Genomic DNA, 25,055 nt, shown 5'->3' with positions numbered 1-25,055 from the left:
CAAGCGATTGTTGCGTTGCGGCCCTTCACGGTCCGGGCAAGAATGTTTATATTTGAACAATAAAGGCGAGGCGCGCCACGAGCCATGGGCGAGGGGCTGGCGCCAAGGATGGAGACCGCCATGACCGCATGCATCGTCGGCTGGGCGCATTCGCGCTTCGGGAAACTCGAAGGCGAGACCCTCGAAAACCTCATCGTCAAGGTGGCGACCGACGCGCTCGATCATGCCGGCATCGGCCCCGACGAGGTCGACGAGATCGTGCTCGGCCATTTCAACGCCGGCTTTTCCGCGCAGGATTTCACGGCAAGTCTGGTTCTTCAGGCCGACGACCGGCTGCGCTTCAAACCGGCGACGCGGGTCGAGAATGCCTGTGCCACCGGTTCGGCGGCCGTCCGGCAAGGCATACGCGCCATCGACGCCAACGCCGCGCGCATCGTGCTGGTGGTCGGCGCCGAGCTGATGACGACCACGCCAGGTCCCGAGATCGGCAAGAACCTGCTCAAAGCCTCCTATTTGCCCGAGGACGGCGAGACGCCGGCGGGCTTTGCCGGCGTCTTCGGCAAGATCGCGCAAGCCTATTTCCAGCGCTATGGTGACCAGTCGGACGCGCTCGCCATGATCGCCGCCAAGAACCACAAGAACGGCGTCGACAATCCCTATGCGCAGATGCGCAAGGATTTCGGCTATGAATTCTGCCGGCAGGAGAGTGAAAGGAACCCCTTCGTCGCTGGCCCCTTGAAGCGCACCGATTGCTCGCTGGTCTCCGATGGCGCCGCGGCCCTTGTGCTTGCCGATACGGCGACCGCCTTGAAGATGCGCCGCGCCGTCGCCTTCCGCGCCAATGAACATGTGCAGGATTTCCTGCCGATGTCGAAGCGCGACATTCTTGCTTTCGAAGGCTGCGAGCAGGCCTGGAACCGGGCCTTGAAAAATGCAGGCGTGACGCTCGACGATCTCTCCTTTGTCGAGACGCATGACTGCTTCACCATCGCTGAACTGATCGAATACGAGGCGATGGGGTTGGCCAAGCCTGGTGAGGGCGCAAAGCTGGCACTGGACGGCACGACAGCCAGGGATGGCCGCCTGCCGGTCAACCCCTCCGGCGGGCTGAAGGCCAAGGGCCATCCGATCGGCGCCACCGGTGTCTCCATGCATGTCCTGACCGCCATGCAACTCGTTGGCGAAGCCGGCGGCATCCAGGTGCCGGGCGCGAAACTCGGCGGCATCTTCAACATGGGCGGCGCGGCGGTCGCCAATTACGTTTCCATTCTCGACCGGATCAGGTAAACCGCCCCGGCATTCGCGGGAGGTGACATGGCAAATCCGGTTCTGATCGAAGTCTTGCGTGGCGCCATTGTCGAGAGCGCCCACCGCGGCGCCGTCGCCGTCTTCGATGCCGACGGCAAGCCGGTGCTTGAGATCGGCGACACTTCCAGGCCCGTCTTTCCGCGTTCCGCCGTCAAGGCGATCCAGGCCCTGCCGCTGGTCGAAACCGGTGCCGCCGACGCCTATGGCTTCGGCAACCGCGAACTGGCGCTGGCCTGCGCCTCCCATTCCGGCGAACCGGCGCATGTCGAGTTGGCGCGGTCCATGCTGGCCAGGGCCGGGCTGGACGGCTCGGCGCTCGAATGCGGCACCCACTGGCCTTCGGACCATGACGCGGAAATTGCGCTTGCGCGCACCGGCGGCTCGCCAAACGCGCTGCACAACAATTGTTCCGGAAAGCATTCCGGCTTCCTCTGCACTTGCGTCCATTCGGGCATTGAGCATCGCGGCTACGTCAAGGCGGGGCACGCCTTGCAGGAAATGGTGCGCGACGCCATGCAGTCCGTCACCGGCGCTGTCCACGGTGCCGACGAACGCGCGACGGATGGCTGTTCGATCCCGACCTATGCGGTGCCTCTGAAGAGTTTTGCGCTCGGCTTTGCCCGCATGGTGACGACAAACGGCTTCGGCCCGGAGCGGGCGAAGGCGGCGAAGCGGCTGCTTTCGGCCTGCATGGCGGAACCATTCTTCGTTGCCGGCACTGGTCGCGCTGATCTGTTGCTGATGCAGGCGGCTCCCGGACGGATTTTTGCCAAGGGCGGGGCCGAGGGCGTTCACTGTGCCGCGATTCCCGAACTCGGCCTCGGCATCGCCGTCAAATGCGATGATGGCGCCGGGCGCGCCGGTGATGCAATCGCCGCCGCCGTGCTGGCCAAGCTGCTGCGGACCGATGACAGCCTGTCCGCGAAGCTGCTCGATCTGGCGAACGCCCCCATAGAAAGCCGGATCGGCGCCAAGGTCGGGGCACTGAGGCCGACGTCGGCGTTGAATTGAAGGTGGCAATCAGCTGACGCGGTTGCGCTCGACGGTCAGGTGCGCAAAGCCGCTGCTGCTGGTCTGGGTCAGATCCGCGGTGACCGGTTCGGCCCAACGCTGGCCGACGACCGCCCCGTTCGACGCGCCGTCGATGACATTGTCCGATATGACGGCCGTGCCGGCACCCTCGACCACACTGACGACGATGCCGGTGCCTGCCTTGCGGATGATGTTTGCGCTGGCCACGACATTGCGCAGATACGGCCCCCAGCCGAGCGACATGCCGTAGAGCGGCGCGTTCTCGATGACGTTGTTGGACGCGATCGTGTCTGCTTCGACGGCGATGCCGACGCCGAAGCCGGGCGGGTCCGCCGTGTAGGGGCCCGATGTCGACAGATTGCGCACGATGTTGCTCGAGCAGACACCCATGCGGCCGCCTTCGTTGAAGTTGACGACCGAGATGCCGTTAGCCGCGCCGTCGACGATGTTGTTGGAAATGACGGCGCCTTCGAACGAGAATTCGGAATAGACGGCCGTTTCGCCCGAGCGTGAACAGGTGTTGCCCGATATCTGCAGATTGCTGGAACTGTTGGCACGGATCGCCGAGAAGGCGCAATCGGACACCACGTTGCCCGAGATGACGACATTGCCGGCGCGGAAGGCATTGATGCCGTTGCCGTTCTGGCCGGTGCCGCCGCTGCGCGCGCCGATGCGTTCGACGCGGTTGCCGCTGACCATGGTGCCGTCTTCCGCCGCTTGCCAGCGGTGCACGAGGATGCCGCCATTGGCGCAGTCGGAGACGGTGTTGCCTGTTATCGCCAGCCCTGCGGCCTCGACGGAATAGATGCCGGCGTCCGCCGCACCGGATATGTCCGAGCGCTCGATGCGGCCCGAGGCATGTTCGAGCGCCAGTCCGTTCTTGTCGCTGCCTGTGATCTGGCAGTTGTCCACCACCAGATGTGCGACCCGGCGCAGGTCGAGCAGCCCTTGCGCATAGTCGCCCATCGAGCGGTTCGCGCCATCGAAGACGAGCCCGCTGAGTTCGATATGGTCGGCCTGTTCGGCCATGAACAGATGGCCGTCGCCGCCATAGACGATGCGGGTCGCGCCCGGCACGCCGGAAAGATGCACCCGGCCGGGCAGCGAGAGATTGGACACCACATAGGTGCCGGGCGGCAGGAAAACAGGCATGTCGCGGCCGTTCGCGTCGCGCAACAGCTTGGCGAAGGCCTTGCTCTGGTCGTCAAACGTACCGGGCTGCACGCCGAGTTCGGCGGCGTTGATCGAACCGCGCATCGAGGCTTTCTCGATCCCGGTCAGGCCGGCGGCCGCCGCCTTGCCGAGCGCGAGGCCCAGGACGGCAAAGCCGGCGGTCTGCGTCAGCAGCGTTCGTCTGTTCAACATCGGCACACAATCCCAGTGTTTGACGAGAGATCGCAGGAATCGTGCCAGCCGTGCCGTCTACTTCGGGCAATGGCTTGTCGATCAGGCCCGGTGTGCCTAAGTTCAGGTCATGAGCAGAGCTTTTACCCGCGAAGAAGACAGCGAGAATGCCATCGCCGGCGTTGGCGAGAGGCCGATCAGCACGCATCGCAATCTGGTGACGGAGCGCGGCCTGGCGCAGATCGAGGAAAACCTATCCGATCTGCGCGATGTCCTGGCGAAGGCCGAGAGGAAGGCCGACCGCGAGCGTATCGCTGTCGTTTCGCGTGACCTGCGCTACTGGACCGCGCGGCGCGAGAATGCCGAACTGTCCGTGCCGGAACCGGGCAGCGATGTCGTCCGCTTCGGCATGGGCGTCACGCTGGAAGGCGACGACGGCAAGAAGGTGCATTGGAAGATCGTCGGCGAGGACGAGGCCGATCCCACCAAGGGCACCATTTCCCATGTATCGCCCATGGCCGTTGCGCTGTTTGGCAAGAAGGTCGGTGACGTCGCCGCCGTCAACGGCAAGGAATGGGAAATCGTCAAGCTGAGCAATGGCGGGTAGGCCGCCTATGTTTCGATCTTGATGACATGGTCGCGGAAGAATGCGGCAGCGCCTGCTTCATCGATCTCGCCGGCGGCTACTGCCATGACAAATTCATACAAGGTGCCGTTGTCGGCGGTCAGCATGTGACCGTTGACGATTAGAAAGGCGCCGGCGGCTACGATCGCCGTGCGCTTGTTGCCGTCGACAAAGGCATGGTTTCTGGCGATGCCGAAGATGTAGGCCGCCGCCAGATCTTCAATCGACGGGTCGCCATAGTTGGCCTTTTCGGCGTGAGCCAATGCCGATTCGAGAGCATTTTCATCCCGCAGACCTCGGGCTCCGCCATTCCGGCGCAACTGCTCGGCATGCATCGCTTCGACCGCGCGACGGGTCAAGAACTCCCAACTCATTCCGCGAGCTTCTGAAGCGCGACCTTGTACTTGTCCATGACCTTGCGTGCGGCTTCCATCTGCCGCTCGAAACTGTCATCCACCGGCTCGAGGGCAATACCCTTATCCGTTTCCACAATCTGGAGCTGATCACCAGTCTTCATGTTCAGGCGGTCGAGAAGTTCCTTCGGCAGGATCACGCCTTCGGAATTCCCGATTTTACGAATGGTGGTGTTCATGATGAAACATCCTGTTGCAACGCCAATTATAACGGATATACATGACGTTGCAACGGATATTATAACAGAGTCATTCCACCAGCAGCCTATCCAACAAACGCTCCGCCGCTTCCGGGATCACTGTGCCCGGCGGGAAAATCTCGGCGGCGCCCGCTTGCAGAACCGCGTCGTAGTCCTGCGGTGGAATGACGCCGCCCGCTACGATCAGCATGTCGCCATGGCCGAGCTTCTTCAGCGTGTCGCGCAATTCGGGGATCAGCGTCAGGTGGCCCGCCGCCAGCGATGACGCGCCGATGATATGCACGTCATGCGCGATAGCCAGCCTGGCGATCTCCTCAGGCGTCTGGAACATGGCGCCGACGGTGACATCGAAGCCGAGATCGGCGAAAGCCGTGGCAACCACTTTCTGCCCGCGGTCGTGGCCGTCCTGTCCCATCTTGGCCACGAGAATACGCGGCTTACTGCCGTTTTTCTTCTCGAAGGCAGCGAGCTTGTCCTGCAGCCGGTCGACCACCGGATTGTCGCCAAGCGCCTTGCGGTAGACACCGGAGATGGTCTGCACCGTGGCCACATGGCGGCCATAGGCTCTTTCCAGAGCGAACGAAATTTCGCCAACCGTGGCATTGGCGCGCGCGGCGCGGATGGCGAACTCCAGCAGGTTCTCATCGCCTCTCGCGGCACGGGTCAGCGCGTCGAGCGCGCTTTCGACGGCGACGACGTCACGCGTGCCTTTCAGCCGCTGCAGCTTCGACAATTGCCTTGCCCTGACCTCGGCATTGTCGATCTTCAGCACGTCGACCGCGATATCGGTCTCGGGACGGTGCGCGTTGACCCCGACCAGCATCTGTTCGCCGGAATCGATGCGCGCCTGCGTGCGGGCCGCAGCTTCCTCGATGCGCAGCTTGGGTATGCCCTTTTCGATCGCGGCCGCCATGCCGCCGAGAGCCTCGACCTCCTCGATGTGGGCAAGTGCGCGCGCCGCCAGATCGTGGGTCAGCCGCTCGAGATAGGCTGAACCGCCCCACGGATCGATGATGCGCGTGGTGCCGGATTCCTTCTGCAGGATGAGCTGCGTGTTGCGGGCGATGCGCGCTGAATGGTCGGTTGGCAGCGCCATGGCTTCGTCGAAGGAGTTGGTGTGCAGCGACTGAGTGTGCCCCTGCGTCGCCGCCATCGCCTCGATCATGGTGCGGATGATGTTGTTGTAGGGATCCTGCGCTGTCAGCGACCAGCCCGAGGTCTGGCAATGGGTGCGCAGGGAAAGCGAGCGCTCGTCCTTCGGCGCGAAATTCTTCTTCATCAGGGCCGCCCACAACAGGCGCGCCGCCCTGAGCTTGGCCACTTCCATGAAGAAGTTCATGCCGATCGCCCAGAAGAAGGACAAGCGCGGCGCGAAGCGGTCGATGTCAAGCCCTGCCGCGACGCCGGCGCGGGCATAGTCGATGCCGTCGGCTATCGTATAGGCAAGCTCCAGGTCGGCTGTCGCACCGGCTTCCTGCATGTGATAGCCGGATATCGATATCGAATTGAACTTCGGCATGTTCTTCGACGTGTAGGAGAAGATGTCCGAGACGATCCGCATCGAGGGTTTGGGCGGATAGATGTAGGTGTTGCGGACCATGAACTCCTTCAGAATGTCGTTCTGAATGGTCCCGGCCAGATCCCTCTGCGCGACGCCTTGTTCTTCGGCCGCCACGATGTAGAGCGCCATGATAGGCAGCACCGCACCGTTCATCGTCATCGACACCGTCATGTCGCCGAGCGGAATGCCGTCGAACAGCTGGCGCATGTCGAGGATGGAATCGATGGCAACGCCCGCCATGCCGACATCGCCGGCGACGCGCGGATGGTCCGAGTCATAGCCGCGATGCGTGGCGAGATCGAAGGCGACCGAAAGCCCCTTCTGGCCGGCGGCCAGATTGCGCCGGTAGAATGCGTTGGATTCTTCGGCTGTCGAAAAGCCGGCATATTGCCGGATCGTCCAGGGCTGCTGGACATACATGGTCGGGTAGGGGCCGCGCACGAAGGGCGGCAGGCCTGGATAGGTATCGAGATGCGGCAGGCCTTTTAGGTCGCCCTGATTGTAGAGATGCTTGACGACGAGGCCTTCCGGTGTCGTGCGCTGTCCCTTGACCTCGACAGGCGTGCGGCGCGGCGGCGCCCAGCCGATCTGACTGAAATCCGGAATCAAGTAGCAACCCCGATGGATTGATCGATGCGGGCCGGAGACAGCGGCTCGCACAGCACGACGCCCTCGGCGAAGGCAGGTCGCCGCTCCGCATCCAGCGTTTCGACCGGACGCTCGCTCCCCAGGGGGTAAAGCGTGGCGCCGATAATGGCGCGTTCGCCCGACTTGAAGGCAAGACCGCGTTGGGTGGCGGCGGTGCGCACACGCTGCTGGATATGTCCGTCCCTAAGGCTGGACAGCACACCGCCTTCGGCCTCGATCGCCTGCAATTCCGCCCATGCCGCTTCGCAAAGGTCCGACGTCAGCGCTTCGACCGCGCCCGAGCCATAGGCAGGATCGGCGACATGATCGACATGGCTTTCATTGGCCATGATCAGTTGCGCGTTGCGCGCCACGCGGCGGGCGAAAGCCGCCGGCAGGCCGTGCGCGATCGTATGCGGCAGGATCGAGATCGAATCGGCCCCTCCGGCGGCCGCGGCGAAGCAACCGATCGTCGTGCGCAGGATGTTGGTTTCGGGATCCGAGGCCGTCATCATGCGAAATGACGTCTCGGCATGGATGTTGGCGGTGGAATTGGGGATCGAACAGGCTTCCTGGACCCTTGCCCAAAGCCGGCGCAAGGCCCTGACCTTGGCCATCGACAGGAACTGGTCCTGATCGACGCTGAGCGCGAAACCAATATGAGGCGCGGCGTAAACGAGCGGCTGCCGCGCCTTCTCGAACATTCTCAGATACGACACCGCTGAAGCCAGCATGATGCCGAGTTCCTGCGCCTCCGTCGCGCCGGCATTGTGGAAGACGCGGCCGTCGGCCTCCAGAAGCACGCCGGGGACTCCCATCGAGAAGAAATGCGCCAGCGATTGCGGCATCGATTCCTGCAGTGCCTCGATCGACATGCGCAGACGGCCGGTGCCGGCCAGAATCGCCGCCGGATCGATGCCGAAGGAGAGGTTGAGCTTTGCCGGATCGGATCGGCGCTTGCTCAGGAACGCCACCAGCCAGTCGGCCATGGGGCGGCTCCAGGGGTGGGTATCGATACGGATCTGCACCCGGTTGAGCGGCACCCCGTCCAGAACCGTCTCCAGGGCCTGCGCCGTCCTCGGCAGGCCGTAGCCGAATGCGTTAGGAGCACCCTCGAAAACAAGTGACAGTCCTGTCGCGCCCTGCGCTATGTCTTCCAGCGCCTGGCTCTTGGCGCGATCGACATCGGGATCGTCGACGCGCTGGCTGACGATCCAGGCCGATTGCGGATTGGCGCGCACGATCGGTTCGGTTCCGGTCGCGCGGTCATAGAGAGGCTCGACGCGGATGTCGTCGTCGGTGTGCGAGACCAGCTTTTCCTCGAAGGATGCGCCGGCCAACGCTTTTTCCGCCAAGGCCAGCCATCGCTGGCGCTCGGCATTGGTTGACTCAACATCCCTGGTCAAGGCTCCGGCGCCCATCCATCTTCCTCGTTCCATGTGGCCGCACCAGCCCGGGGCAATTCAGTCTACGGTCCCCGCTCGGTTATCGCAATGCACGTCCAGGGCCTGAATTCGATCGGCCTGATATTCGATGCACCTGATATAGGTCGGCTTGCGTCGACGGACCATGAACGATTGCCAAACACCAGCAAAATCCGCAAGTTCCAAAAATCCGATTTGGCCAATTAGCCCCGGTTTAGCTGATTGGTCCGGATTTGGGCGATTGGCCCGATTGGACGATTGGCCCCGATTGGACGATTGGCCGCGATTGAACGATTGGCATTGTCGCTGTGCAACAGCCTCACTATACCTTCGGGCAAAGGCTGGCTTTAGATACATCAGTTGCGGAGACCGGACATATGGCTGACGACACCAGTATTTTCATCGGCGCCAGCCGCAAGCCCGACGACAGCTATCAGCGGGCCGAACAACTGCTGCTGCAATACGGCAACCGCCATGGTCTGGTGACCGGCGCCACCGGCACCGGCAAGACCGTCACCTTGCAGATCCTGGCGGAGGGTTTTTCCAACGCCGGCGTGCCGGTGTTCTGCGCCGACATCAAGGGCGACCTTTCCGGCATCGCCATGATGGGCACCGCCCAGGATTTCCTGGTCAAGCGGGCCGAACAGGTCAAGCTCGACCCTTATGATTTCCAGGAATTTCCAGTCATTTTATGGGACCTGTTCGGTGAGCAGGGCCATCCGATCCGGGCCACCATTTCCGAAATGGGGCCGTTGCTTCTGTCGCGCCTGATGAACCTCACGGAGGCGCAGGAAGGCATCATGAACATCGCCTTCCGCATCGCCGACGAGGAAGGGCTGCTGCTGCTCGACATGAAGGACTTGCAGGCGCTGCTCGCCAACATCGCCGAACGCGCCGACGAGATCAGTGCCCGCTATGGCAACGTGACGAAACCGTCCGTCGGCGCCATCCAGCGCACGCTGCTGGTGCTGGAACAGCAGGGGGCGACGAATTTCTTCGGCGAACCGGCGCTGCGTATCGCCGACATCATGCGCACGACCCGCGACGGGCGCGGCGCCATCAGCGTGCTGGCCGCCGACAAGCTGATGATGAATCCGCGCCTTTACGCGACGTTCCTGCTCTGGCTGATGTCGGAACTGTTCGAGGAACTTCCCGAAGTCGGCGACCCCGACAAGCCGAAGCTGGTCTTCTTCTTCGACGAGGCGCACCTCCTGTTCGACGAGGCGCCGAAGGTGCTGATAGACCGGGTAGAGCAAGTGGTCCGCCTCATCCGCTCCAAGGGCGTCGGCGTCTATTTCGTCACGCAGAACCCGCTGGATATCCCCGAAAAGGTCCTGGCGCAGCTCGGCAACCGCGTCCAGCACGCGCTGCGCGCCTACACGCCGCGCGAACAGCAGGCGGTGAGGACGGCGGCCGAAACCTTCCGGCCCAATCCGGATTTCGACTGCGCCACCACCATCACCCAGCTCGCCACCGGCGAGGCGCTGGTCTCGACGCTGGAGGCCAAGGGCATTCCGTCGATGGTTCAGCGCACGCTGATCCGTCCGCCGTCATCGCGGCTTGGTCCGATTACTCCCGCCGAGCGGCAGAAGCTGATCCAGGAAAGCCCTGTCACCGGCCAGTACGACCAGGTCATCGATCGTGAATCGGCCTTCGAGATATTGCAGAAGAAGGCCAAGGACGCGCAGGACGCCGAGGCGCAGCAGGCCGATTCCGGACGCTCACGCTGGACCATTCCAGGCTTCGGCAATGACGATCCGGCGCCGCAATCGGGGGGCAGGCGGGCACCGGCGCCGCGCCCGTCCAACCGCCAGACGGTGGCCGAAGCCGCCATCAAGTCGGTGGTCCGTTCGGTCGGCTCGTCGGTTGGACGTGCGATCGTGCGCGGGATTCTGGGGAGTTTGTCGCGCGGGCGTTAAGCCGCCCGGCCAGCGGATATCGCTCCCGAGATCAAAGCAGCTTGATTGAGCGACACTGGTCTAGCAGGAGCGAACGGCATGGAAGGACCAGACCGTTGGGTCGCTCATGGCGAAATGTCCGACCCGGGCCGCCACGCCGCATCGATTGCGGTTCTTCCGGCCGATGTCGGAGCCCTCAATGAAATTATCCAGGGGGTGCTGGTGCACTCGGACTGGGCGAAAGAGTACGGGCTCGACGCCGCGACGCCGCGACGCCGCGACGCCGCGACGCCGGGCGCGCCGGCTCGTAGGACCATGCCTATCGCCGAGCGGCTGGACGATATTCTGAACCGGGATCCGCGGGCTTTTGAAGCCAGGCGGCCGCCAGACAAGCGATCCACCGGAACCTGTCGCGATTTTGCGCTCGCGCTCTGCTCGTTCCTGCGCTCCCGGCAGGTCACCGCCCGCTTACGGTGCGGTTTTGCCGCCTATTTCGACGCTGAATGGGAGGATCACTGGGTCTGTGAATACTGGGACGCGAAAGCCGGAACCTGGCGCCTGAGCGATGCCCAGATCGATCCCATGCTGCGGCGTAGAAACGGGATTGAATTTGATCCCGCCGACGTGCCGCGCCAGCTTTTCAAACCGGCGGGAGAGGCATGGCTGAGCTGTCGCCGTGCACAGGCCGATCCTGACGCGTTTGGCCATGGTGATGCAAAAGGCTGGTGGTTTTTGAAGGTCAATGTGGTGCGCGACCATTATGTGTTGAACGGTCGCGTGACATCGCTATGGGATCGCTGGCGCGAGGCCTCATCACGGCAGCGATCGGTTCGCGGAGCCGAAATGGAGTTGCTGGATAATTTGGCGACATCGCCAGAGCAGCTGTTGATTGAGCTCGCCGCGGACTGGTTGGAACGGCCCGAACCAGAAACGCGCTAGAACAAGGCGGCGGCTGAATCTGCCGCCTTGTACCTCGCCAGGATCAGAAGATCGCGTTCGTGACCGCCTTGACCGGGCCCAGCAGCACCGATCCATCCGGCACGCCGGCGTCGATCGCGATGGCCTTGTGGTTGGCCGTCGCTGCCGCAACCATCGGCTGGCGAGCATCGCTGGTCACGATGACCGGGGTTTTCGACGGCACGCGGTCGTAGAGATCGATGATGTCCTGGTTCATCAGGCGCACGCAGCCCGATGACACGGACTTGCCGATCGAGCGCCATTCCGGCGAGCCATGCAGGCGATAGAGCGTGTCGACATTGCCCTGGAAGAGGTAGAGCGCGCGGGCGCCGAGCGGGTTCTTCAAGCCGCCGGGCATGCCGCCATTGTCGGCACTGTACTGCTTCAATTCCGGCTGGCGGGCGATCATCTCATCCGGCGGCGTCCATTTCGGCCACTTCTGCTTCCACTGGACGACGGCGTCGCCCGACCATTCGAAGCCCGCGCGACCGAGACCGACGCCATAGCGGATGGCCTGGCCGCCCGGGCGAACCAGATAGAGGAAGTGACCGGTCGTATCGACGACGATGGTTCCCGGCTTCTGGCCCGTCGGATCCGGTACGATCTGGCGCAGGAACTGCGGGTCGATCCTGTCGACCGGGATGGCCGGCAGATCGAAACCGCCATCGTTGACCGCCGCGTACATCGACGCATAGTCGGCGAGCGGAGGCTCGACATATTGTGGCGGCGGAGGCTGGGCCGGCCCCGGTCCAGTGGTGGTGCAGGCGGAAACCGCGATCGAGGCAGCGCCCAAGGCTGCGGCATTGAGGAAGCCGCGACGGCTCAGGCGATAGAATTCGATTTCGGGTATGGACATGGCTGCCTTCTTTAGGACTCAAATCGCAACAAAGCGTGAATACGCCGACCGCTGTCGCGGGTGTCGAACAACACCTGGCGCGATAGGCGGTTCCGATTCTGGCCCGAACGTGGACAAACAAAGGCGAAGCTGTGACTGTGCTGCCACTGTGGCGCTGAGGCCACAGCCCTGCTAGGCGCCGGACACGAGGGCCTCCAGTGACGGCAGGATCAGGGCCGGCGGCAAGTCCCGGTATTCTTCCGGCTGGTTGGAGCGATTGATCCACACGGTGCGGAATCCGAATTTGGTGGCGCCGGCAATATCCCAGCGATTGGAAGACTGGAAGGATACCGCGCCGGGATAGAGCCGCCAGCCGGTGGTGACCATGTCGTAGACCGCGGGATCGGTCTTGAAGCGCCGCACCGTATCGACCGAATAGATGTCGTCCAGGACCTGGTCGAGTGCCGCGGACTTGACCGCCGCCTCCAGCATTTCGGGCGAACCGTTGGAGAGGATCGCCAGCCGGGCGCCGGAGGCCTTGAGCGCTTTCAGCACGGCGGGCACTTCAGGGTAGCAGTCCAGCCTCCAATAGGCTTCCAGCAGTTTCGCCTTGAGGCTCGGATCGGCCGAAGGAACCTTGCGCAGCGCGAAATCCAGCGACTGTTCCGTCAACTGCCAGAAATCGGCATAGACGCCCATCAGCGTGCGCACCCAGGAATATTCCAGTTGCTTGGCGCGCCAGATTTCGGACAGGAGCTGACCGTCCGGGCCGATCGCGTCGGCATGGCGGCGCACGGCCGCATGTACGTCGAACAGCGTGCCATAGGCGTCGAAAACATAGGCGGCGTATTGCATGGCGACAGTTTTGAGGCGCGGCGGGACAAGGTGCAAGCCTTGATTGCATGGCAGCCGTCGCTGGCCTCAACAAAACTCCCCGATGATGGTTGACGGCGCCTGTCAAAGCATCTTCCAATGGCTGTCACTCAAAGACGGATCGGAACAGGAAAACGCGATGACACTGGCGGCGACGGCGCAATCGGCGACATGGACTTTCGTCGACGGCGATTGGTACGAAGGCAATGTCGCCATTCTGGGGCCGCGCAGTCACGCCATGTGGCTCGGCACCAGCGTGTTCGACGGGGCGCGCTGGTTCGAGGGCGTGGCGCCCGACCTCGAACTTCATGCCGCTCGCGTCAATGCCTCGGCGGCCGCTCTTGGCCTGAAGCCGACCATGACCCCCGAACAGATCGTCGGACTGACCTGGGACGGACTGAAGAAGTTCGACGGCAAGACGGCGGTCTATATCAGGCCGATGTACTGGGCCGAGCATGGCGGCTATATGGGCGTGCCGGCGGATCCGGCCTCGACCCGCTTCTGCCTGTGCCTCTATGAATCGCCGATGATCTCGCCGACCGGCTTTTCGGTGACCGTGTCGCCGTTCCGGCGCCCGACCATCGAAACCATGCCGACCAACGCCAAGGCCGGCTGCCTCTATCCCAACAATGGCCGCGCCATCCTCGAAGCCAAGGCGCGCGGTTTCGACAATGCGCTCGTGCTCGACATGCTGGGCAATGTCGCCGAGACCGGAAGCTCGAACATCTTCCTGGTCAAGGACGGTCATGTGCTGACGCCGGCGCCCAACGGAACCTTCCTGTCCGGCATTACCCGCTCGCGCACCATGACACTGCTCGGCGACTACGGCTTCAGGACGACGGAAAAGACGCTGTCGGTGCGGGACTTCCTCGAGGCGGACGAAATCTTCTCGACTGGCAACCACTCCAAGGTGGTGCCGATCACCCGCATCGAGGACCGTGACCTGCAGCCCGGGCCGGTGGCCAAGAAGGCGCGCGAACTCTATTGGGATTGGGCGCATTCGACCTCCGCCGGCTAAGGCGTCTTTCCGGCCTTTTTGTCGCTGCGCGGCTTGCCGCAGGAAAAGCGTGTGACAGTTCTCCGGAACCCGCCTAGAAAGGGAACCGGCGCTTCACTTCCGGAGTTGTTCCAGCTCAATCCCGACCTATCTTACTCCGGTATCCACACCGGACTTTCCACGAGGGAGTACTACCCATGGCTTTCGAATTGCCCGCTCTGCCCTACGACTACGAGGCCTTGCAGCCCTATATGTCGAAAGAGACGCTGGAGTATCACCACGACAAGCACCACAAGGCCTATGTCGACAACGGCAACAAGCTCGCCGCCGAAGCCGGCCTTGGCGATCTTTCCGTCGAAGAGGTGGTCAAGCAGTCGTTCGGTAAGAATGCCGGCCTCTTCAACAATGCCGCCCAGCACTACAACCACATCCATTTCTGGAAATGGATGAAGAAAGGCGGCGGCGGCAACAAGCTCCCCGGCGCGCTGCAGAAGGCTTTCGACAGCGATCTCGGCGGTTACGACAAGTTCAAGGCCGACTTCATCGCGGCCGGCACGACGCAGTTCGGTTCGGGCTGGGCCTGGGTTTCGGTCAAGGACGGCAAGCTGGCCATCTCGAAGACGCCGAACGGCGAGAACCCGCTCGTTCACGGCGCCTCGCCGATCCTCGGCGTCGACGTCTGGGAACACTCCTACTACATCGACTATCGCAATGCCCGCCCGAAATATCTCGAGGCGTTCGTGGACAGCCTGATCAACTGGGATCACGTGCTCGAACTCTACGAAAAGGCCAAAGGCTGATTGATCTTGTGAGAAGCCCCGGTACCCCCGGGGCTTTTCTTTTGCTGCGCCGCGCCCCGGAGGCCGGGCAAAAATCCGCGAGACGAAGGGAATATTTCTCCGGCCATATCCGTTAACGTCCTGTCCTGAAACGTCTTCATCACGGAGCCAAATGAATGAGAAAGCTTGTCATCGCCATCTCAATGCTCGCACTCGCGGCGTCGGCGGCCTTTGCCGATCCGATCCTCGACCGGCAGGCTCTGATGAAGGAACGCGGAAAGCTCGTCGGCGGCCTGTCGAAAGTGGTCAAGGGCGAAGAGCCCTTTGATGCCGCCGCGGTGCTGACGCAACTGCAGGCGCTGCAGGCAAATGCCGAGAAATTCGATGTCGAGGCCCTGTTCCCGAAGGGCAGTGATACCGGCGACACCACCGCGGCGCCAAAGATCTGGGAAGACATGGCCGGCTTCAAGGCGGCCGAGGACAAGTATCTCGCCGACGTCAAGGCGGCGGTCGCGGCGGCCCCTGCCGATGTCGACGCGCTGAAGGCGCAGATCGGCACCATAGGCTCGGATTGCGGCACCTGCCACCAGGGCTACAGGGTCAAGAAGGGCTGATCGCCAGCCATGGCCTGGCTGAAGAAGTTCGTCGGCGCTGCCCTCGTTCTGGGCGTCGCCGGCGCGGCCGCCGGCTGGCTGCTGTCGGCACCGGTCAGGCTCGATGCGGCGGTCCTGGCGCAACTCGGGCCGGGCGATGCCGCCAAGGGCAAGCGCATTTTCTATGCCGGAGGCTGCACCTCCTGCCATGCCAAGCCCGGGTCTCAGGGCGATGCGCGGCTTCAACTCGTGGGCGGCCTCGAACTCAAGACGCCGTTCGGCACCTTCGTTCCACCCAACATTTCGCAAGACCCCAAGGACGGCATCGGCGCATGGTCGGTCGAGGACCTCGCCAACGCCATGCTGAAGGGTGTCTCGCCCTCGGGGCGTCATTTCTACCCGGCGTTTCCCTACGCGTCCTACGCGCGCATGAAACCGTCCGATATCGCCGACCTCTATGCCTTCCTGAAGACGCTGCCCGCCGTCGCCGGCAAGCCGCCGGCCAATTCGCTGGCGTTCCCGTTCAACATCCGGCGTGGCATAGGCCTGTGGAAGCGCCTCTATCTCAGTGATCAGCCCGTCATTGCCTTGGCCGACGGCACGCCCGACCTTGTAATGGCGGGACGCTATCTGGTCGAGGGGCCGGGCCATTGCGGCGAATGCCACACATCGAGGGATTTCGCGGGCGGGACCAAGAAGGGCGAATGGTTGGCCGGAGCGGTCGCGGCAGAGGGCTCCGGCGTGGTGCCGAACATCACTTCGGGCGAGGGGGGTATCGGCTCCTGGTCCGCCTCCGATATCGCCAACTACCTCGAGACAGGCTTCACGCCCGATTTCGATTCCGTCGGCGGCGCCATGGTCGACGTACAGCGCAATATGGCCGAGCTGACGGCGGATGACCGTGCGGCGATTGCCGCCTATCTCAAGGCGGTGCCGCCGCATCCCAATGGCTATCCGGCGCGCCAGAAAAGCACGAACTAACTGTCAGGTCAGAGGTGGCGGTCTCCTAGGAAATCGAAGCCTGTTTCGAAGAAGTGATTGTAGTTGCAGGTCATCTCTTCGCCCGGCGCGATGTCGCGCATGGCGTAGGTTTCCTCGGGCGACGACACATCGCAATTCGGCTCGTCGTCATGGTTCATGTAGCGCGCATCGTCGGCTTCGAAGACGATATAGGCAGGATCGCGCCGGTCGGGGTAGGAATAACGGTCGAGATAGTTCTTCACCGGCCCGGTCTCGCCCTCATAGGTCTCGACGTCGATGATCCTGTCGAAGCGGGGGTCGAGCTTCCAGACCAGCGTGCCCTTGGCAATATGGTTCTTGGCAAACACACCAATGCCCTGGATTGGCGATTTGTCGAGATAGACGTCGACGAGCAGCATGATGGACCCTTGTGCGCGTGTGGGCTTCGTTGCCCGGGAAAATCGGCTTTGGGTAGCGCGCGACCGCCGCAAATGCGAGCGGAAATCCGCAATGCACAATTCAAAAGGTCATGATCGTCGCGACGGCTGGCGCGCGGCCGCCGCCCGTATCAGCGTTGCTGAAGAGCCAGGCGGACACCCAGCGCGCAGTAGATGCCGCCGACGACCTTGCCCTGCCATTTCAACACTTTGGGATTTCGCCGCAGCAGGGCGCCGAGCCGACCTGCGCTCACCGCAAAGACAACCGTGCTGAACAGGCCCAGCAGGACGAAGATGATCCCCAATACGGCCAGCTGAACCATCGCCGATCCGCTTTCGGGCCGCACGAACTGAGGCAGGAAGGCGAGGAAGAAAAGCGCGGTCTTGGGGTTGAGCACCTCGGTCAGCACAGCCTGCCGGAACGCCTTGCCGGCGGAGATGGCAAGCGCGCCGGCGGTGGGATCGGTCGGCGCTTTCTCGATGATGGCGCGAATGCCGAGATAAAGGAGATAGGCCGCGCCGATATACTTCACGATGCTGAACAGCGTTGCCGACGTGGCGATGATCGCCGAGATGCCGATCATCGCCATCACGGTGTGGAACACGTCGCCGGCCGCAATCCCCGCGCCGGTGGCGATCCCGACCCTGGTTCCCGAACTCGTGGCGCGGGCAATCGTCAGCAGCGTGGCCGGGCCTGGAATGAAGACAAAGCCGAAGACGACAGCGATGTAGGCTATCAGTGTGGACGGATCGATCATCGCGGCTTTTCCTCCCCGTGCTTATGCCTTGCCCGTAACCTTGAGCGCGAAGGCATAGGTATAGGCGATCTCCTCCAGGCGTGAAAACCGTCCGGACGCGCCGGCATGGCCGGAATCCATATTGATCTTGAACAGCACCGGATTGTCGCCCCTCTTGCGGTCGCGCAGCCGCGCCACCCATTTGGCCGGCTCCCAATAGGTGACGCGCGGATCGGTGAGGCCGGCAAGCGCAAGGATCGGCGGATAGTCGAGCGCGGCGACATTGTCGTAGGGCGAATAGACAGCGATCGTCCGGTAGTCGTCGGCCGACGCGATCGGATTGCCCCATTCGGGCCATTCCGGCGGGGTCAGCGGCAGCGTCGCGTCGAGCATGGTGGTCAGCACATCGACGAACGGAACCTCGGCCACGATGCCGCCGAAACAATCCGGCGCCATATTGGCGATGGCCCCCATCAGCATGCCGCCGGCCGAGCCGCCCTGTGCGACGATCCGGTCATGCTCGGTATAGCGTTCGGCAACGAGGTGGCGCGCGCAGGCGATAAAATCGGTGAAGGTGTTCATCTTCTGCGCCCGCTTGCCGTCGTCATACCAGCCATAGCCCTTGTCCTTGCCGCCGCGGACATGGGCGATGGCAAAGACCAGGCCGCGGTCGACCAGCGAGAACCAGTTGGTGTTGAATGCGGCCGGCACCGTGATGCCGTAGGAACCATACCCGTAGAGCAGGCAAGGCGCCGATCCGTCCAGCGGCATGTCGCGGTGATGCAGAAGCGAGATCGGCACCAGTTCGCCATCGGCCGCGGGCGCCATCAGCCGCCTGGTGACGTAGTGATGAGGGTCATGGCCGGACGGCACTTCCTGCATCTTGAGCAGCACACGCTCGCGGCTGCGCATGTTGTAGTCGAACACTTGCGACGGCGTCGTCATCGACGAGTAGGAAAAGCGCATCATCTCGGTGTCGTATTCATACGACCCGGAGAGGCCGAGCGAAAACGCCTCCTCGTCGAAGGAAATCAGATGCTCTTCGCCGCTGGCGCGCTCGTGCACGACGATGCGCGGCAGGCCTTCCTTGCGCTCGAGCCGCACCATGTGGTCCTTGAAGCCGATCACCGACAGGATCAGCCGGCCCGGCTCATGCGCCACCAGTTCCCGCCAGTTGGCGCGGATCGGATCGCTGGCCGGGGCCGTCATGATCTTGAAGTCCTTGGCGCCGTCCGCATTGGTCAGGACGAAGAAGACGTCGCCGCCTTCCTCCAGTTCATATTGAAGGCCGGTTTCGCGCGCCGCCACCAGCTTCGGTTGGGCAAACGGATCGCTGGCGCTCAGCAACCGGTATTCCGAGGTCTCGTGATCGTTGATGCCGATCATGATCCATTGATTGTTGCGGGTGCCATCGACGTTCATGAAGAAGCCGGGGTCGGTCTCCTCATAGATCAGGCGGTCCTTCTCGGGGTCTTGCCCCAGTGCGTGGAATAAGACCTTCGAAGGCCGGTGGTTGGGGTCGAGACGCGTGTAGAAGAACCCGTCATTGCCCGCGTCCCACACGCCGGATCCGCCGGTGGCTCCTATTTGGTCCGCCAGGTCCTTGCCGTCGGCAAGGTCACGCACACGCAGCGTGTAGAACTCGGAACCCTTGTCGTCGAAGGCCCACAGGAGCTTGCCATGATCGGCCGAATGATCGACACCGCCGAGCCGGAAATAGGCCTTGCCTTCGGCCTCGGCGTCGCCGTCGAGCAGGATCTGCTGAGGCCCGCCATCGCGTGGCATGCGAAAGTAGCGCGGTTGCTCGCCGCCGAGCTTGAAGGAAGATCCATAGGCATAAGGCCCGTCTTTCATGGGCACGGAAGAATCGTCCTCCTTGATACGGCCCTTCATCTCCGCGAAAAGCTGCTTTCGCAGGTCCGTCGTGTCGGCCATTAACTTCGACTGGTAGGCATTCTCGGCTTCGAGTTCGGCACGGATCCCAGGATCGAGCAGGGACGGGTCCCGGAACATCTCCTGCCAATTGTCCGCCCGCAGCCAAGCGTACTCGTCGGTTCGCGTGATGCCGTGATGGGTGTCCGAGACCGGCCTTTTCTCGGGTGCGGGAGGGCTGACGGTTGGAAATCGGGAAGTCCTGGTCATTGCGTCTCGCTCTGAAATATCTTGAACGACGAATGAACACGCCGATCAGGGCGGGTTCAAGAGCTGGGGCGTAGAAGTGGTGTCGGCCTGTCAGATGGCCGGGAGGAGAGAAGATGACTATTCGGTCTCGTATTGCTGCGGCCTTCGCCGTTGCTTCACTAACTCTGGTCTTTGCCGGCCAGTCTCATGCGACCGTATTCGCGGCTTGGCAAGTGGCCAATGTGCCGTTCGGCGACACGCTCAATGTGCGCAAATATCCTTCGGGCACGTCCCAGAAGCAGGCCGCATACCCGAACGGGACCGTTCTGCAGATGACCGGACGATGCACGGATGGCGTAAATTTGCACGATATTGCCGGCCAACCGGCATGGAAACAGCGGCAGACGGTTCGTTACCGCTGGTGCGAAGTCTGGCATGACCCCGCCAAGAACGGCGTGTTCGTCACCGGATGGGCCTACGGCAGATACATCACGCCGCTCTGACCGCGACATAGGCCAGCAACCTGCGGTTTTGTCGGCAGGTGAAAACAACCAAGCTTGTCGGCGCGGTCACCAAGCAAACCGGAGCACTACAACTTATTTTGTGAGTTATCGCGAATGTAACGGTTGGCTGACCTAACGTCAGCTCGTGTCCGTTTGGGGAACGAAATATCGAAAAATTACATGGTGCACGAAAGATTGAAGCTGATCCCGGAATAGTTGATCAACATTCCCAAATATAATGCACAGAACGAATTGACTTACTTGACGTGTGGTCGCATTGATGTCCCGCGACACGAATCGCAGAAGCTCTATCTGCACAAAATTCGTGCAATGCCCTGCCAGTAAAAAAGGGCACAGACCGACGTAACTCTTGTTGGGGCCTGAACACCATGGATATTGTCGAAACACCTTCCAGAAACAATGATGCGCTGATCGAGCTCACCGCCGATGTGGTGGCTGCCTATGTCAGCAACAATCCCGTGCCGGTCGGCGAATTGCCGAACCTGATTTCCGACGTGCATGCCGCTCTCGGGCGGGTGGGCGGAACCGTCGAACAGCCGCCTGCCGACAAGCAGAAGCCGGCTGTCAATCCGAAGCGCTCGGTTCATGACGACTACATCGTCTGTCTCGAGGACGGCAAGAAGTTCAAGTCGCTCAAGCGGCACCTGATGACCCACTACGATCTGACGCCCGATCAGTATCGCGAAAAGTGGAATCTGGACCCGAGCTATCCGATGGTTGCCCCGAACTATGCGGCGGCCCGCTCGCAGCTTGCCAAGAAGATGGGTCTTGGCCGCAAGCGCAAGGCTCGCTAACCGCTCCTTGTCAGGAACTGAAATAGAAACGGCGCCTTCGGGCGCCGTTTGATTTTGCGGGGCAGGAAGACCGACGGCAGAACCCGTCAGGCGGTCTGCGCGAGCGCCATCTCGGCATCGCGCTTGATGCGCTTGACCATCGAGCGAAGGCCGTTGGCGCGCTGCGGTGACAGGTGCTCGTCGAGGCCAAGTGCCTTCAGCGTCGCCTCGGCGTCGGTTTTCTGGATTTCGCTCGCCGTCTTGCCGGAAAACAGCGCCAGCATGATCGCGACCAGTCCACGCACGATGTGGGCGTCCGAATCGCCCGTGAAGGTGATGACCGGGTCGGCGCCCGAGCCCCGCTCGGTGGTCAGCCAGACCTGGCTTACACAACCTGGCACCTTGTTGGCGGCGTTGCGCTCCGCATCGGGAAAGAGCGGCAGCGCTTCGCCGAGTTCGATGACGTAGCGATAGCGGTCCTCCCATTCCTCGAGGAATGAGAAGTCGTCGCGGATCGTCTGGATCGTGGTCGTCATGAACCCGGATATAGTCACGCGGCGGCGCCGCGTCACGGAAAAAACAAGGACACCGCGGGCGTCGAGAGGGCAGACAGCCCGCGGTGCGCCGTTTGAGACGGCTTAATTCTTTATCGGCAGGTTGACCGTTTCGGGCAGGACGACTTCCGGCACGCTGCCGGTCATTGTCGAGGTATCGGGACCCGCGGACTTGTCGTCCAGCATGGCGGCCGCGATCTTGGCGGTCTCCTTGGCGCGCGCGGTGATGGTGTGCATCGCCGACTTGCCCGTCTCGCAGACATCGGGCTTGCGCTCGCAGATCCCGGCGATGTCGCCGACGGCGTCGCGCGCCGCGAACAGGGCCTGGATCGGCCCGACGCTTTCCTGGCCCGTTTCATCGGACCCGACACCCAACGGCAGCGCCAGCAGCACCAGTGAAAACCAGAAAGCCATTCTTATCAGGAAGAACATGCCTTGCCTCTCGTCGTGACCGGATCATGCATCATATGGCATGACCTCTTTTATGGGCAGGATGTTGGCACACAGGCACGAAGGACGGCTTGCACGATCGGCGAGAATTTTCCTCAAATTTTAGGCAAATTCGAAACGAAGCGTTTTGCCGCGGATTTGTCTCAGATCGGGACGATTTTCCTTACCGTCCGGTAACCATCTATCCAATTGATTTCATTATATTTCAGGGGGAATCGGGTGACTTCGGCGATCTGGCCGGCCGCCCGGTGACAGGCCTCCCCGGATAACCCTCCGTTTACTATGGCGGCATTTGCCCGGGTTTTCGGCTGCCGCCATCCCGATATTTGCCGCACGGCCGGCTTTGGTCGGCTCAGCCTTATCCATTCCTTAAACGCTGGATGCGACTTTCAAAGCCAACCAAGACAATCTGCAAAAGCAGAGCTGTTCACGACGAGTGCGAGTGCGTTGAGTTGATGCCGATCGAGGCCAGATACGCTGAATTGCCTGGCGCAATGGCGGCCGGTTGTGAACGCATGGTTCATCCCAGCGTTCACGAGCGGAGCGACCGTGAGCGCCAGCGCCGCTTCATCGGCGTCATGCTGGCCGCCCCGTTCTTCGCGGCGGGTGCCGCAGTGACGCTGGTGACATCAGGCATGGGTGCCGCCGTGACGATGGCCGCGATTTTCGCGGCCTTCGGTCTGTGCTGGTTCGTCGCCTTGCTGGTGGCCGCCACCGGCAAGATGGCTGTCGCGGGACCGATCGCCCTGACGATGGCCGCGCTTGCCCTTGGCGGTCTCATCGGCGCCGCCGGCGGCTTGAGCTCTCCTGTCGCCATGCTGGCCTTGGCGCTGCCGTTCGAAGCCTGGTGGATCGGCGCCTCGCGGCGTGCGGCATTGTGGGGCGCTGCCTCGGCCATCATCGCCATTGCTCTTCAACCGCTGTCTGCCGCCTTCCTTCCCTTCGCGGACGCCCATATCGCCGCCTGGCATTGGCTGGTGCCGCTGGCCTGGGCGTTGACCCTCATCCCGCGCATATCGGCCTTTCGCGGCACCGTCGGCGCCGCCGATACGGTCGATGCGGGCGAGCGGTTGGAAGACATCATCGACGCGGTGATCTTGCGGGTCGCCCGCCATGGCGAAGTCATGGATGCGTCCGCCAAGGCGCGTACGCTTTTGAAATTGCCGCCCGAGTTGCTGTCGGGAACCGGCCTTTTCGACCGCGTCCACCTGTCGGATCGTGTCTCCTATCTTAGCGCCCTGGCCGACATGCGTGACGGCGCCCTGTCGCGCCATCTCGAACTGCGCATCAGGCTGCCCCAAAGCGGTGCCCAGAATGGACATGGCCTAGTGGCCGACAATTACCAGCCATTCGCGCTGGAACTGATGCGTGGCGAGGACCAGAGCGACGTCTTCACCCTCGTCCTGCGCCAGAACGACGAGACGGCGCGGCTGCGCGAAGAACTGGCGCAAGCCAATGAGACCGCGGCCGCGGCCGAAGTGGCCAAGGGCCGCTTCCTGGCTGTGGTAAGCCATGAACTGCGCACGCCGTTGAATGCCATCATCGGCTTCTCCGACATGCTGCTGCATGAGATGTTCGGTGCTTTCAAGGATCCGCGCCAGAAGGAATATGTCGGGCTCGTGCGGGATTCCGGCCAGCATCTGCTGGCGGTGGTCACATCGATACTCGACGTGTCGAGGATCGAATCGGGCGCCTACGCGACCGAGCCGGAGCCGTTCCGATTCATCGAAGCCGTGGACATGTGCCAGTCGATGATGCGGCTGCAGGCGCAGGCCAAGGACATCGACCTCCAGACGCAGATCGCGCCCGACGCCGGTGATATCAATGCCGATCGCCGTGCCGTGCAGCAGATGCTGATCAACCTCGTTTCCAACGCCATAAAGTTCACGCCGGACGGCGGCGATGTCGTCGTCGGCGCCAAGCGGATCGGCTCACGCCTGCATTTCTGGGTCAGGGACACCGGGATCGGCATTGCCGAGGAGGATTTCGCCAATCTCGGCAAACCCTTCATGCAGATCCAGAACGACTATACCCGCCGTTTCGAGGGGACGGGTCTTGGCCTTTCCCTGGTGAAGGGGCTGGTGGCCTTGCATGAAGGGACCATGTCGATCGAAAGCATGCCGGGCGAGGGCACCACGGTGACCATCAGCCTGCCGGTCAGCGGGCCGAAGGGACGTCCCGCCAACCCGACCGGAGTGCTGACGATGCCGGTGACGAGGGCGAAAGGGGACAGGAATGGCTCGCTCCGCAAAACAGCCTAAGGCGGTCAAACGCCGCAGCAATGCCTTCCAGGACGGCGTCATCGCCGTCGGCGGCATGATTTCGCGCAATCCCGTCCTGGTGGGCGGCTCGACCGCATTCCTGGTGACGCTGTTCTATGTCTCGGCGAATGCGCTGTGGTATCAGCCTTTCCCGCATGCCGGGGCGTTTTTCGCCACACGCAATTTCCAGGGCGTTCCACACGCCGCCGCCGACGAGCCGGAGACGACGATCAACATCGTGCGGCCCAATGCAGCGCCCGCCCCGATCAAGGGCGATCCGGTGGTCGAGCAGGTGCAAGGCATACTGAAGGATCTCGATTTCTATTCCGGCACGGTCGACGGCATTTCCGGCCCCAACACGCGCAAGGCCATACAGGCCTACCAGCAGAAGGTCGGGCTGAACGCCTCTGGCGAGATCGACGCGCTGCTGCTGGATCAACTGGGCGCGACACCGAAGACCGCTGCCGTACCCAAGCCGCAGCCCCGTCCCGCCATGCCGCCGGCCACCGTTCCGGTGTCCTTGCAGACCAATGACGCACAGGCGAATGCCACCTTGCAGGGACCTGATCCGCGCATCGTCAAGATCCAGGCCGGGCTCAAGGCCTTCGGCAATGACGACATGCAACTGGACGGCGTCGTCGGCGCGCGCACCAAGGCGGCGATCAAGGAGTTTCAGTCGCTGTTCGGGCTGCCGCAGACTGGGGAGCCCGATGAGATCGTCTACGTCAAGATGCGTGAGATCGGCCTGACCAATTGACGGCCGGCCGAGGCC

The 25,055-nt window shown here is 62.7% G+C and carries 25 protein-coding genes; 13 read left to right on the top strand and 12 right to left on the bottom strand.

The genetic code is table 11. The annotated features are described in order from the left end of the window. The first annotated feature begins 120 nt into the window (after positions 1 to 120). Both FJ967_RS15950 and FJ967_RS15945 read left to right on the top strand, forming a co-directional pair. Entirely contained in the window at positions 121 to 1,287 is a 1,167-nt protein-coding gene (locus tag FJ967_RS15950; RefSeq protein WP_140732775.1) for an acetyl-CoA acetyltransferase, read from the top strand. Between the two features lie 27 nt (positions 1,288 to 1,314). Continuing rightward, positions 1,315 to 2,319 carry an asparaginase gene (locus FJ967_RS15945; RefSeq protein ID WP_140732774.1) on the top strand — a complete coding sequence of 335 codons (1,005 nt, stop codon included), beginning with the start codon at positions 1,315 to 1,317 and terminating at the stop codon, positions 2,317 to 2,319. Between the two features lie 9 nt (positions 2,320 to 2,328). On the opposite strand, the gene FJ967_RS15940 is transcribed toward FJ967_RS15945, so the two are convergent. After that, positions 2,329 to 3,705, bottom strand: a complete 1,377-nt coding sequence (locus FJ967_RS15940) for a TIGR03808 family TAT-translocated repetitive protein (protein ID WP_140732773.1) — start codon at positions 3,703 to 3,705, stop codon at positions 2,329 to 2,331. A 109-nt stretch (positions 3,706 to 3,814) separates the two neighbouring features. Here FJ967_RS15940 and greA point away from each other — a divergent pair, with 109 nt between their 5' ends. Further along, entirely contained in the window at positions 3,815 to 4,291 is a 477-nt protein-coding gene (gene greA / locus FJ967_RS15935) for a transcription elongation factor GreA (protein ID WP_140732772.1), read from the top strand. Between the two features lie 5 nt (positions 4,292 to 4,296). Here greA and FJ967_RS15930 read toward each other — a convergent pair whose 3' ends face one another. The 4 genes from FJ967_RS15930 to FJ967_RS15915 all read right to left on the bottom strand — a co-directional run bounded on the left by FJ967_RS15930 (position 4,297) and on the right by FJ967_RS15915 (position 8,531). Next, a complete protein-coding gene (locus FJ967_RS15930; RefSeq protein WP_140732771.1) occupies positions 4,297 to 4,683 on the bottom strand; it encodes a type II toxin-antitoxin system death-on-curing family toxin in 387 nt (128 codons plus the stop codon). Next, complete coding sequence (locus FJ967_RS15925) at positions 4,680 to 4,901, bottom strand: AbrB/MazE/SpoVT family DNA-binding domain-containing protein (protein ID WP_140732770.1); 222 nt, start codon at positions 4,899 to 4,901, stop codon at positions 4,680 to 4,682. Before FJ967_RS15925 ends, FJ967_RS15930 begins: the two co-directional genes overlap by 4 nt. Positions 4,902 to 4,971: 70 nt before the next feature. Further along, positions 4,972 to 7,092, bottom strand: a complete 2,121-nt coding sequence (scpA, locus tag FJ967_RS15920; protein WP_140732769.1) for a methylmalonyl-CoA mutase — start codon at positions 7,090 to 7,092, stop codon at positions 4,972 to 4,974. Further along, positions 7,089 to 8,531, bottom strand: coding sequence for a methylmalonyl-CoA mutase subunit beta (locus FJ967_RS15915; protein ID WP_140732862.1), 1,443 nt, complete (start codon positions 8,529 to 8,531; stop codon positions 7,089 to 7,091). The genes scpA and FJ967_RS15915 overlap by 4 nt, the downstream gene beginning before the upstream one ends. A 380-nt stretch (positions 8,532 to 8,911) precedes the next feature. On the opposite strand from FJ967_RS15915, the gene FJ967_RS15910 reads away from it, so the two are divergent. Then, positions 8,912 to 10,453, top strand: a complete 1,542-nt coding sequence (locus FJ967_RS15910) for a helicase HerA-like C-terminal domain-containing protein (protein WP_140732768.1) — start codon at positions 8,912 to 8,914, stop codon at positions 10,451 to 10,453. Positions 10,454 to 10,531: 78 nt separating this feature from the next. Then, positions 10,532 to 11,371, top strand: coding sequence for a transglutaminase domain-containing protein (locus FJ967_RS15905; RefSeq protein WP_140732767.1), 840 nt, complete (start codon positions 10,532 to 10,534; stop codon positions 11,369 to 11,371). A 43-nt stretch (positions 11,372 to 11,414) separates the two neighbouring features. On the opposite strand, the gene FJ967_RS15900 is transcribed toward FJ967_RS15905, so the two are convergent. Continuing rightward, positions 11,415 to 12,245: a L,D-transpeptidase gene (locus FJ967_RS15900; protein WP_140732766.1), complete on the bottom strand. Its 831-nt coding sequence runs from the start codon at positions 12,243 to 12,245 to the stop codon at positions 11,415 to 11,417. A 171-nt stretch (positions 12,246 to 12,416) separates the two neighbouring features. Further along, complete coding sequence (locus FJ967_RS15895; RefSeq protein WP_140732765.1) at positions 12,417 to 13,079, bottom strand: haloacid dehalogenase type II; 663 nt, start codon at positions 13,077 to 13,079, stop codon at positions 12,417 to 12,419. Positions 13,080 to 13,236: 157 nt separating this feature from the next. Between FJ967_RS15895 and FJ967_RS15890 the strand changes: the two genes are divergently transcribed. The 4 genes from FJ967_RS15890 (at position 13,237) to FJ967_RS15875 (ending at position 16,447) form a co-directional block, all read left to right on the top strand. Then, positions 13,237 to 14,115: a branched-chain amino acid aminotransferase gene (locus tag FJ967_RS15890; RefSeq protein WP_140732764.1), complete on the top strand. Its 879-nt coding sequence runs from the start codon at positions 13,237 to 13,239 to the stop codon at positions 14,113 to 14,115. A 176-nt stretch (positions 14,116 to 14,291) separates the two neighbouring features. Beyond that, complete coding sequence (locus tag FJ967_RS15885; RefSeq protein WP_140732763.1) at positions 14,292 to 14,894, top strand: superoxide dismutase; 603 nt, start codon at positions 14,292 to 14,294, stop codon at positions 14,892 to 14,894. Between the two features lie 155 nt (positions 14,895 to 15,049). After that, complete coding sequence (locus FJ967_RS15880) at positions 15,050 to 15,487, top strand: cytochrome c (protein WP_140732762.1); 438 nt, start codon at positions 15,050 to 15,052, stop codon at positions 15,485 to 15,487. 9 nt (positions 15,488 to 15,496) lie between these two features. Further along, the gene (locus FJ967_RS15875; protein ID WP_140732761.1) at positions 15,497 to 16,447 is read left to right on the top strand and encodes a cytochrome c; all 951 of its coding nucleotides are present in this window, start codon (positions 15,497 to 15,499) and stop codon (positions 16,445 to 16,447) included. Positions 16,448 to 16,455: 8 nt separating this feature from the next. Here the strand turns inward: FJ967_RS15875 and FJ967_RS15870 are convergent, their stop codons facing one another. The 3 genes from FJ967_RS15870 to FJ967_RS15860 all read right to left on the bottom strand — a co-directional run bounded on the left by FJ967_RS15870 (position 16,456) and on the right by FJ967_RS15860 (position 19,742). Beyond that, the gene (locus tag FJ967_RS15870; RefSeq protein WP_140732760.1) at positions 16,456 to 16,845 is read right to left on the bottom strand and encodes an SET domain-containing protein-lysine N-methyltransferase; all 390 of its coding nucleotides are present in this window, start codon (positions 16,843 to 16,845) and stop codon (positions 16,456 to 16,458) included. A 149-nt stretch (positions 16,846 to 16,994) separates the two neighbouring features. Then, positions 16,995 to 17,621, bottom strand: coding sequence for a LysE family translocator (locus FJ967_RS15865; RefSeq protein ID WP_140732759.1), 627 nt, complete (start codon positions 17,619 to 17,621; stop codon positions 16,995 to 16,997). 21 nt (positions 17,622 to 17,642) lie between these two features. Next, positions 17,643 to 19,742, bottom strand: coding sequence for a S9 family peptidase (locus tag FJ967_RS15860; RefSeq protein ID WP_140732758.1), 2,100 nt, complete (start codon positions 19,740 to 19,742; stop codon positions 17,643 to 17,645). Positions 19,743 to 19,855: 113 nt separating this feature from the next. On the opposite strand from FJ967_RS15860, the gene FJ967_RS15855 reads away from it, so the two are divergent. Together FJ967_RS15855 and FJ967_RS15850 are read left to right on the top strand one after the other, a co-directional pair. Beyond that, entirely contained in the window at positions 19,856 to 20,224 is a 369-nt protein-coding gene (locus FJ967_RS15855; RefSeq protein WP_140732757.1) for an SH3 domain-containing protein, read from the top strand. A gap of 389 nt (positions 20,225 to 20,613) precedes the next feature. Continuing rightward, on the top strand, positions 20,614 to 21,039 hold the full coding sequence (locus FJ967_RS15850; protein WP_027143963.1) for a MucR family transcriptional regulator: 426 nt from the start codon (positions 20,614 to 20,616) through the stop codon (positions 21,037 to 21,039). Positions 21,040 to 21,125: 86 nt separating this feature from the next. Here the strand turns inward: FJ967_RS15850 and FJ967_RS15845 are convergent, their stop codons facing one another. Then, complete coding sequence (locus FJ967_RS15845; protein WP_140732861.1) at positions 21,126 to 21,554, bottom strand: SufE family protein; 429 nt, start codon at positions 21,552 to 21,554, stop codon at positions 21,126 to 21,128. Positions 21,555 to 21,656: 102 nt separating this feature from the next. Next, entirely contained in the window at positions 21,657 to 22,004 is a 348-nt protein-coding gene (locus FJ967_RS15840) for a DUF5330 domain-containing protein (RefSeq protein WP_140732756.1), read from the bottom strand. A gap of 533 nt (positions 22,005 to 22,537) precedes the next feature. On the opposite strand from FJ967_RS15840, the gene FJ967_RS15835 reads away from it, so the two are divergent. Both FJ967_RS15835 and FJ967_RS15830 read left to right on the top strand, forming a co-directional pair. Then, positions 22,538 to 24,283 carry an ATP-binding protein gene (locus FJ967_RS15835; protein WP_140732755.1) on the top strand — a complete coding sequence of 582 codons (1,746 nt, stop codon included), beginning with the start codon at positions 22,538 to 22,540 and terminating at the stop codon, positions 24,281 to 24,283. Beyond that, positions 24,258 to 25,040, top strand: coding sequence for a peptidoglycan-binding protein (locus FJ967_RS15830; protein WP_140732754.1), 783 nt, complete (start codon positions 24,258 to 24,260; stop codon positions 25,038 to 25,040). Before FJ967_RS15835 ends, FJ967_RS15830 begins: the two co-directional genes overlap by 26 nt. Positions 25,041 to 25,055 lie beyond the last annotated feature (15 nt).

It is taken from the genome of Mesorhizobium sp. B2-3-4, assembly GCF_006442315.1.
Classification (GTDB): domain Bacteria; phylum Pseudomonadota; class Alphaproteobacteria; order Rhizobiales; family Rhizobiaceae; genus Mesorhizobium.
Note: the sequence above shows the minus strand (reverse complement) of the source record. Positions and strands in the feature narration are given on the sequence as shown.

Coding starts and splice junctions, on each gene's coding strand:
- FJ967_RS15900 (WP_140732766.1), bottom strand. CDS start 12,245: ATGTCCATACCCGAAATCGAATTCTATCGCCTGAGCCGTCGCGGCTTC.
- FJ967_RS15845 (WP_140732861.1), bottom strand. CDS start 21,554: ATGACGACCACGATCCAGACGATCCGCGACGACTTCTCATTCCTCGAG.
- FJ967_RS15940 (WP_140732773.1), bottom strand. CDS start 3,705: ATGTTGAACAGACGAACGCTGCTGACGCAGACCGCCGGCTTTGCCGTC.
- FJ967_RS15870 (WP_140732760.1), bottom strand. CDS start 16,845: ATGCTGCTCGTCGACGTCTATCTCGACAAATCGCCAATCCAGGGCATT.
- FJ967_RS15855 (WP_140732757.1), top strand. CDS start 19,856: ATGACTATTCGGTCTCGTATTGCTGCGGCCTTCGCCGTTGCTTCACTA.
- FJ967_RS15875 (WP_140732761.1), top strand. CDS start 15,497: ATGGCCTGGCTGAAGAAGTTCGTCGGCGCTGCCCTCGTTCTGGGCGTC.
- FJ967_RS15930 (WP_140732771.1), bottom strand. CDS start 4,683: ATGAGTTGGGAGTTCTTGACCCGTCGCGCGGTCGAAGCGATGCATGCC.
- FJ967_RS15835 (WP_140732755.1), top strand. CDS start 22,538: ATGGTTCATCCCAGCGTTCACGAGCGGAGCGACCGTGAGCGCCAGCGC.
- FJ967_RS15865 (WP_140732759.1), bottom strand. CDS start 17,621: ATGATCGATCCGTCCACACTGATAGCCTACATCGCTGTCGTCTTCGGC.
- FJ967_RS15885 (WP_140732763.1), top strand. CDS start 14,292: ATGGCTTTCGAATTGCCCGCTCTGCCCTACGACTACGAGGCCTTGCAG.
- FJ967_RS15925 (WP_140732770.1), bottom strand. CDS start 4,901: ATGAACACCACCATTCGTAAAATCGGGAATTCCGAAGGCGTGATCCTG.
- FJ967_RS15850 (WP_027143963.1), top strand. CDS start 20,614: ATGGATATTGTCGAAACACCTTCCAGAAACAATGATGCGCTGATCGAG.
- FJ967_RS15915 (WP_140732862.1), bottom strand. CDS start 8,531: ATGGGCGCCGGAGCCTTGACCAGGGATGTTGAGTCAACCAATGCCGAG.
- FJ967_RS15830 (WP_140732754.1), top strand. CDS start 24,258: ATGGCTCGCTCCGCAAAACAGCCTAAGGCGGTCAAACGCCGCAGCAAT.
- FJ967_RS15905 (WP_140732767.1), top strand. CDS start 10,532: ATGGAAGGACCAGACCGTTGGGTCGCTCATGGCGAAATGTCCGACCCG.
- FJ967_RS15840 (WP_140732756.1), bottom strand. CDS start 22,004: ATGTTCTTCCTGATAAGAATGGCTTTCTGGTTTTCACTGGTGCTGCTG.
- FJ967_RS15880 (WP_140732762.1), top strand. CDS start 15,050: ATGAGAAAGCTTGTCATCGCCATCTCAATGCTCGCACTCGCGGCGTCG.
- FJ967_RS15945 (WP_140732774.1), top strand. CDS start 1,315: ATGGCAAATCCGGTTCTGATCGAAGTCTTGCGTGGCGCCATTGTCGAG.
- FJ967_RS15860 (WP_140732758.1), bottom strand. CDS start 19,742: ATGACCAGGACTTCCCGATTTCCAACCGTCAGCCCTCCCGCACCCGAG.
- FJ967_RS15910 (WP_140732768.1), top strand. CDS start 8,912: ATGGCTGACGACACCAGTATTTTCATCGGCGCCAGCCGCAAGCCCGAC.
- greA (WP_140732772.1), top strand. CDS start 3,815: ATGAGCAGAGCTTTTACCCGCGAAGAAGACAGCGAGAATGCCATCGCC.
- FJ967_RS15895 (WP_140732765.1), bottom strand. CDS start 13,079: ATGCAATACGCCGCCTATGTTTTCGACGCCTATGGCACGCTGTTCGAC.
- FJ967_RS15890 (WP_140732764.1), top strand. CDS start 13,237: ATGACACTGGCGGCGACGGCGCAATCGGCGACATGGACTTTCGTCGAC.
- FJ967_RS15950 (WP_140732775.1), top strand. CDS start 121: ATGACCGCATGCATCGTCGGCTGGGCGCATTCGCGCTTCGGGAAACTC.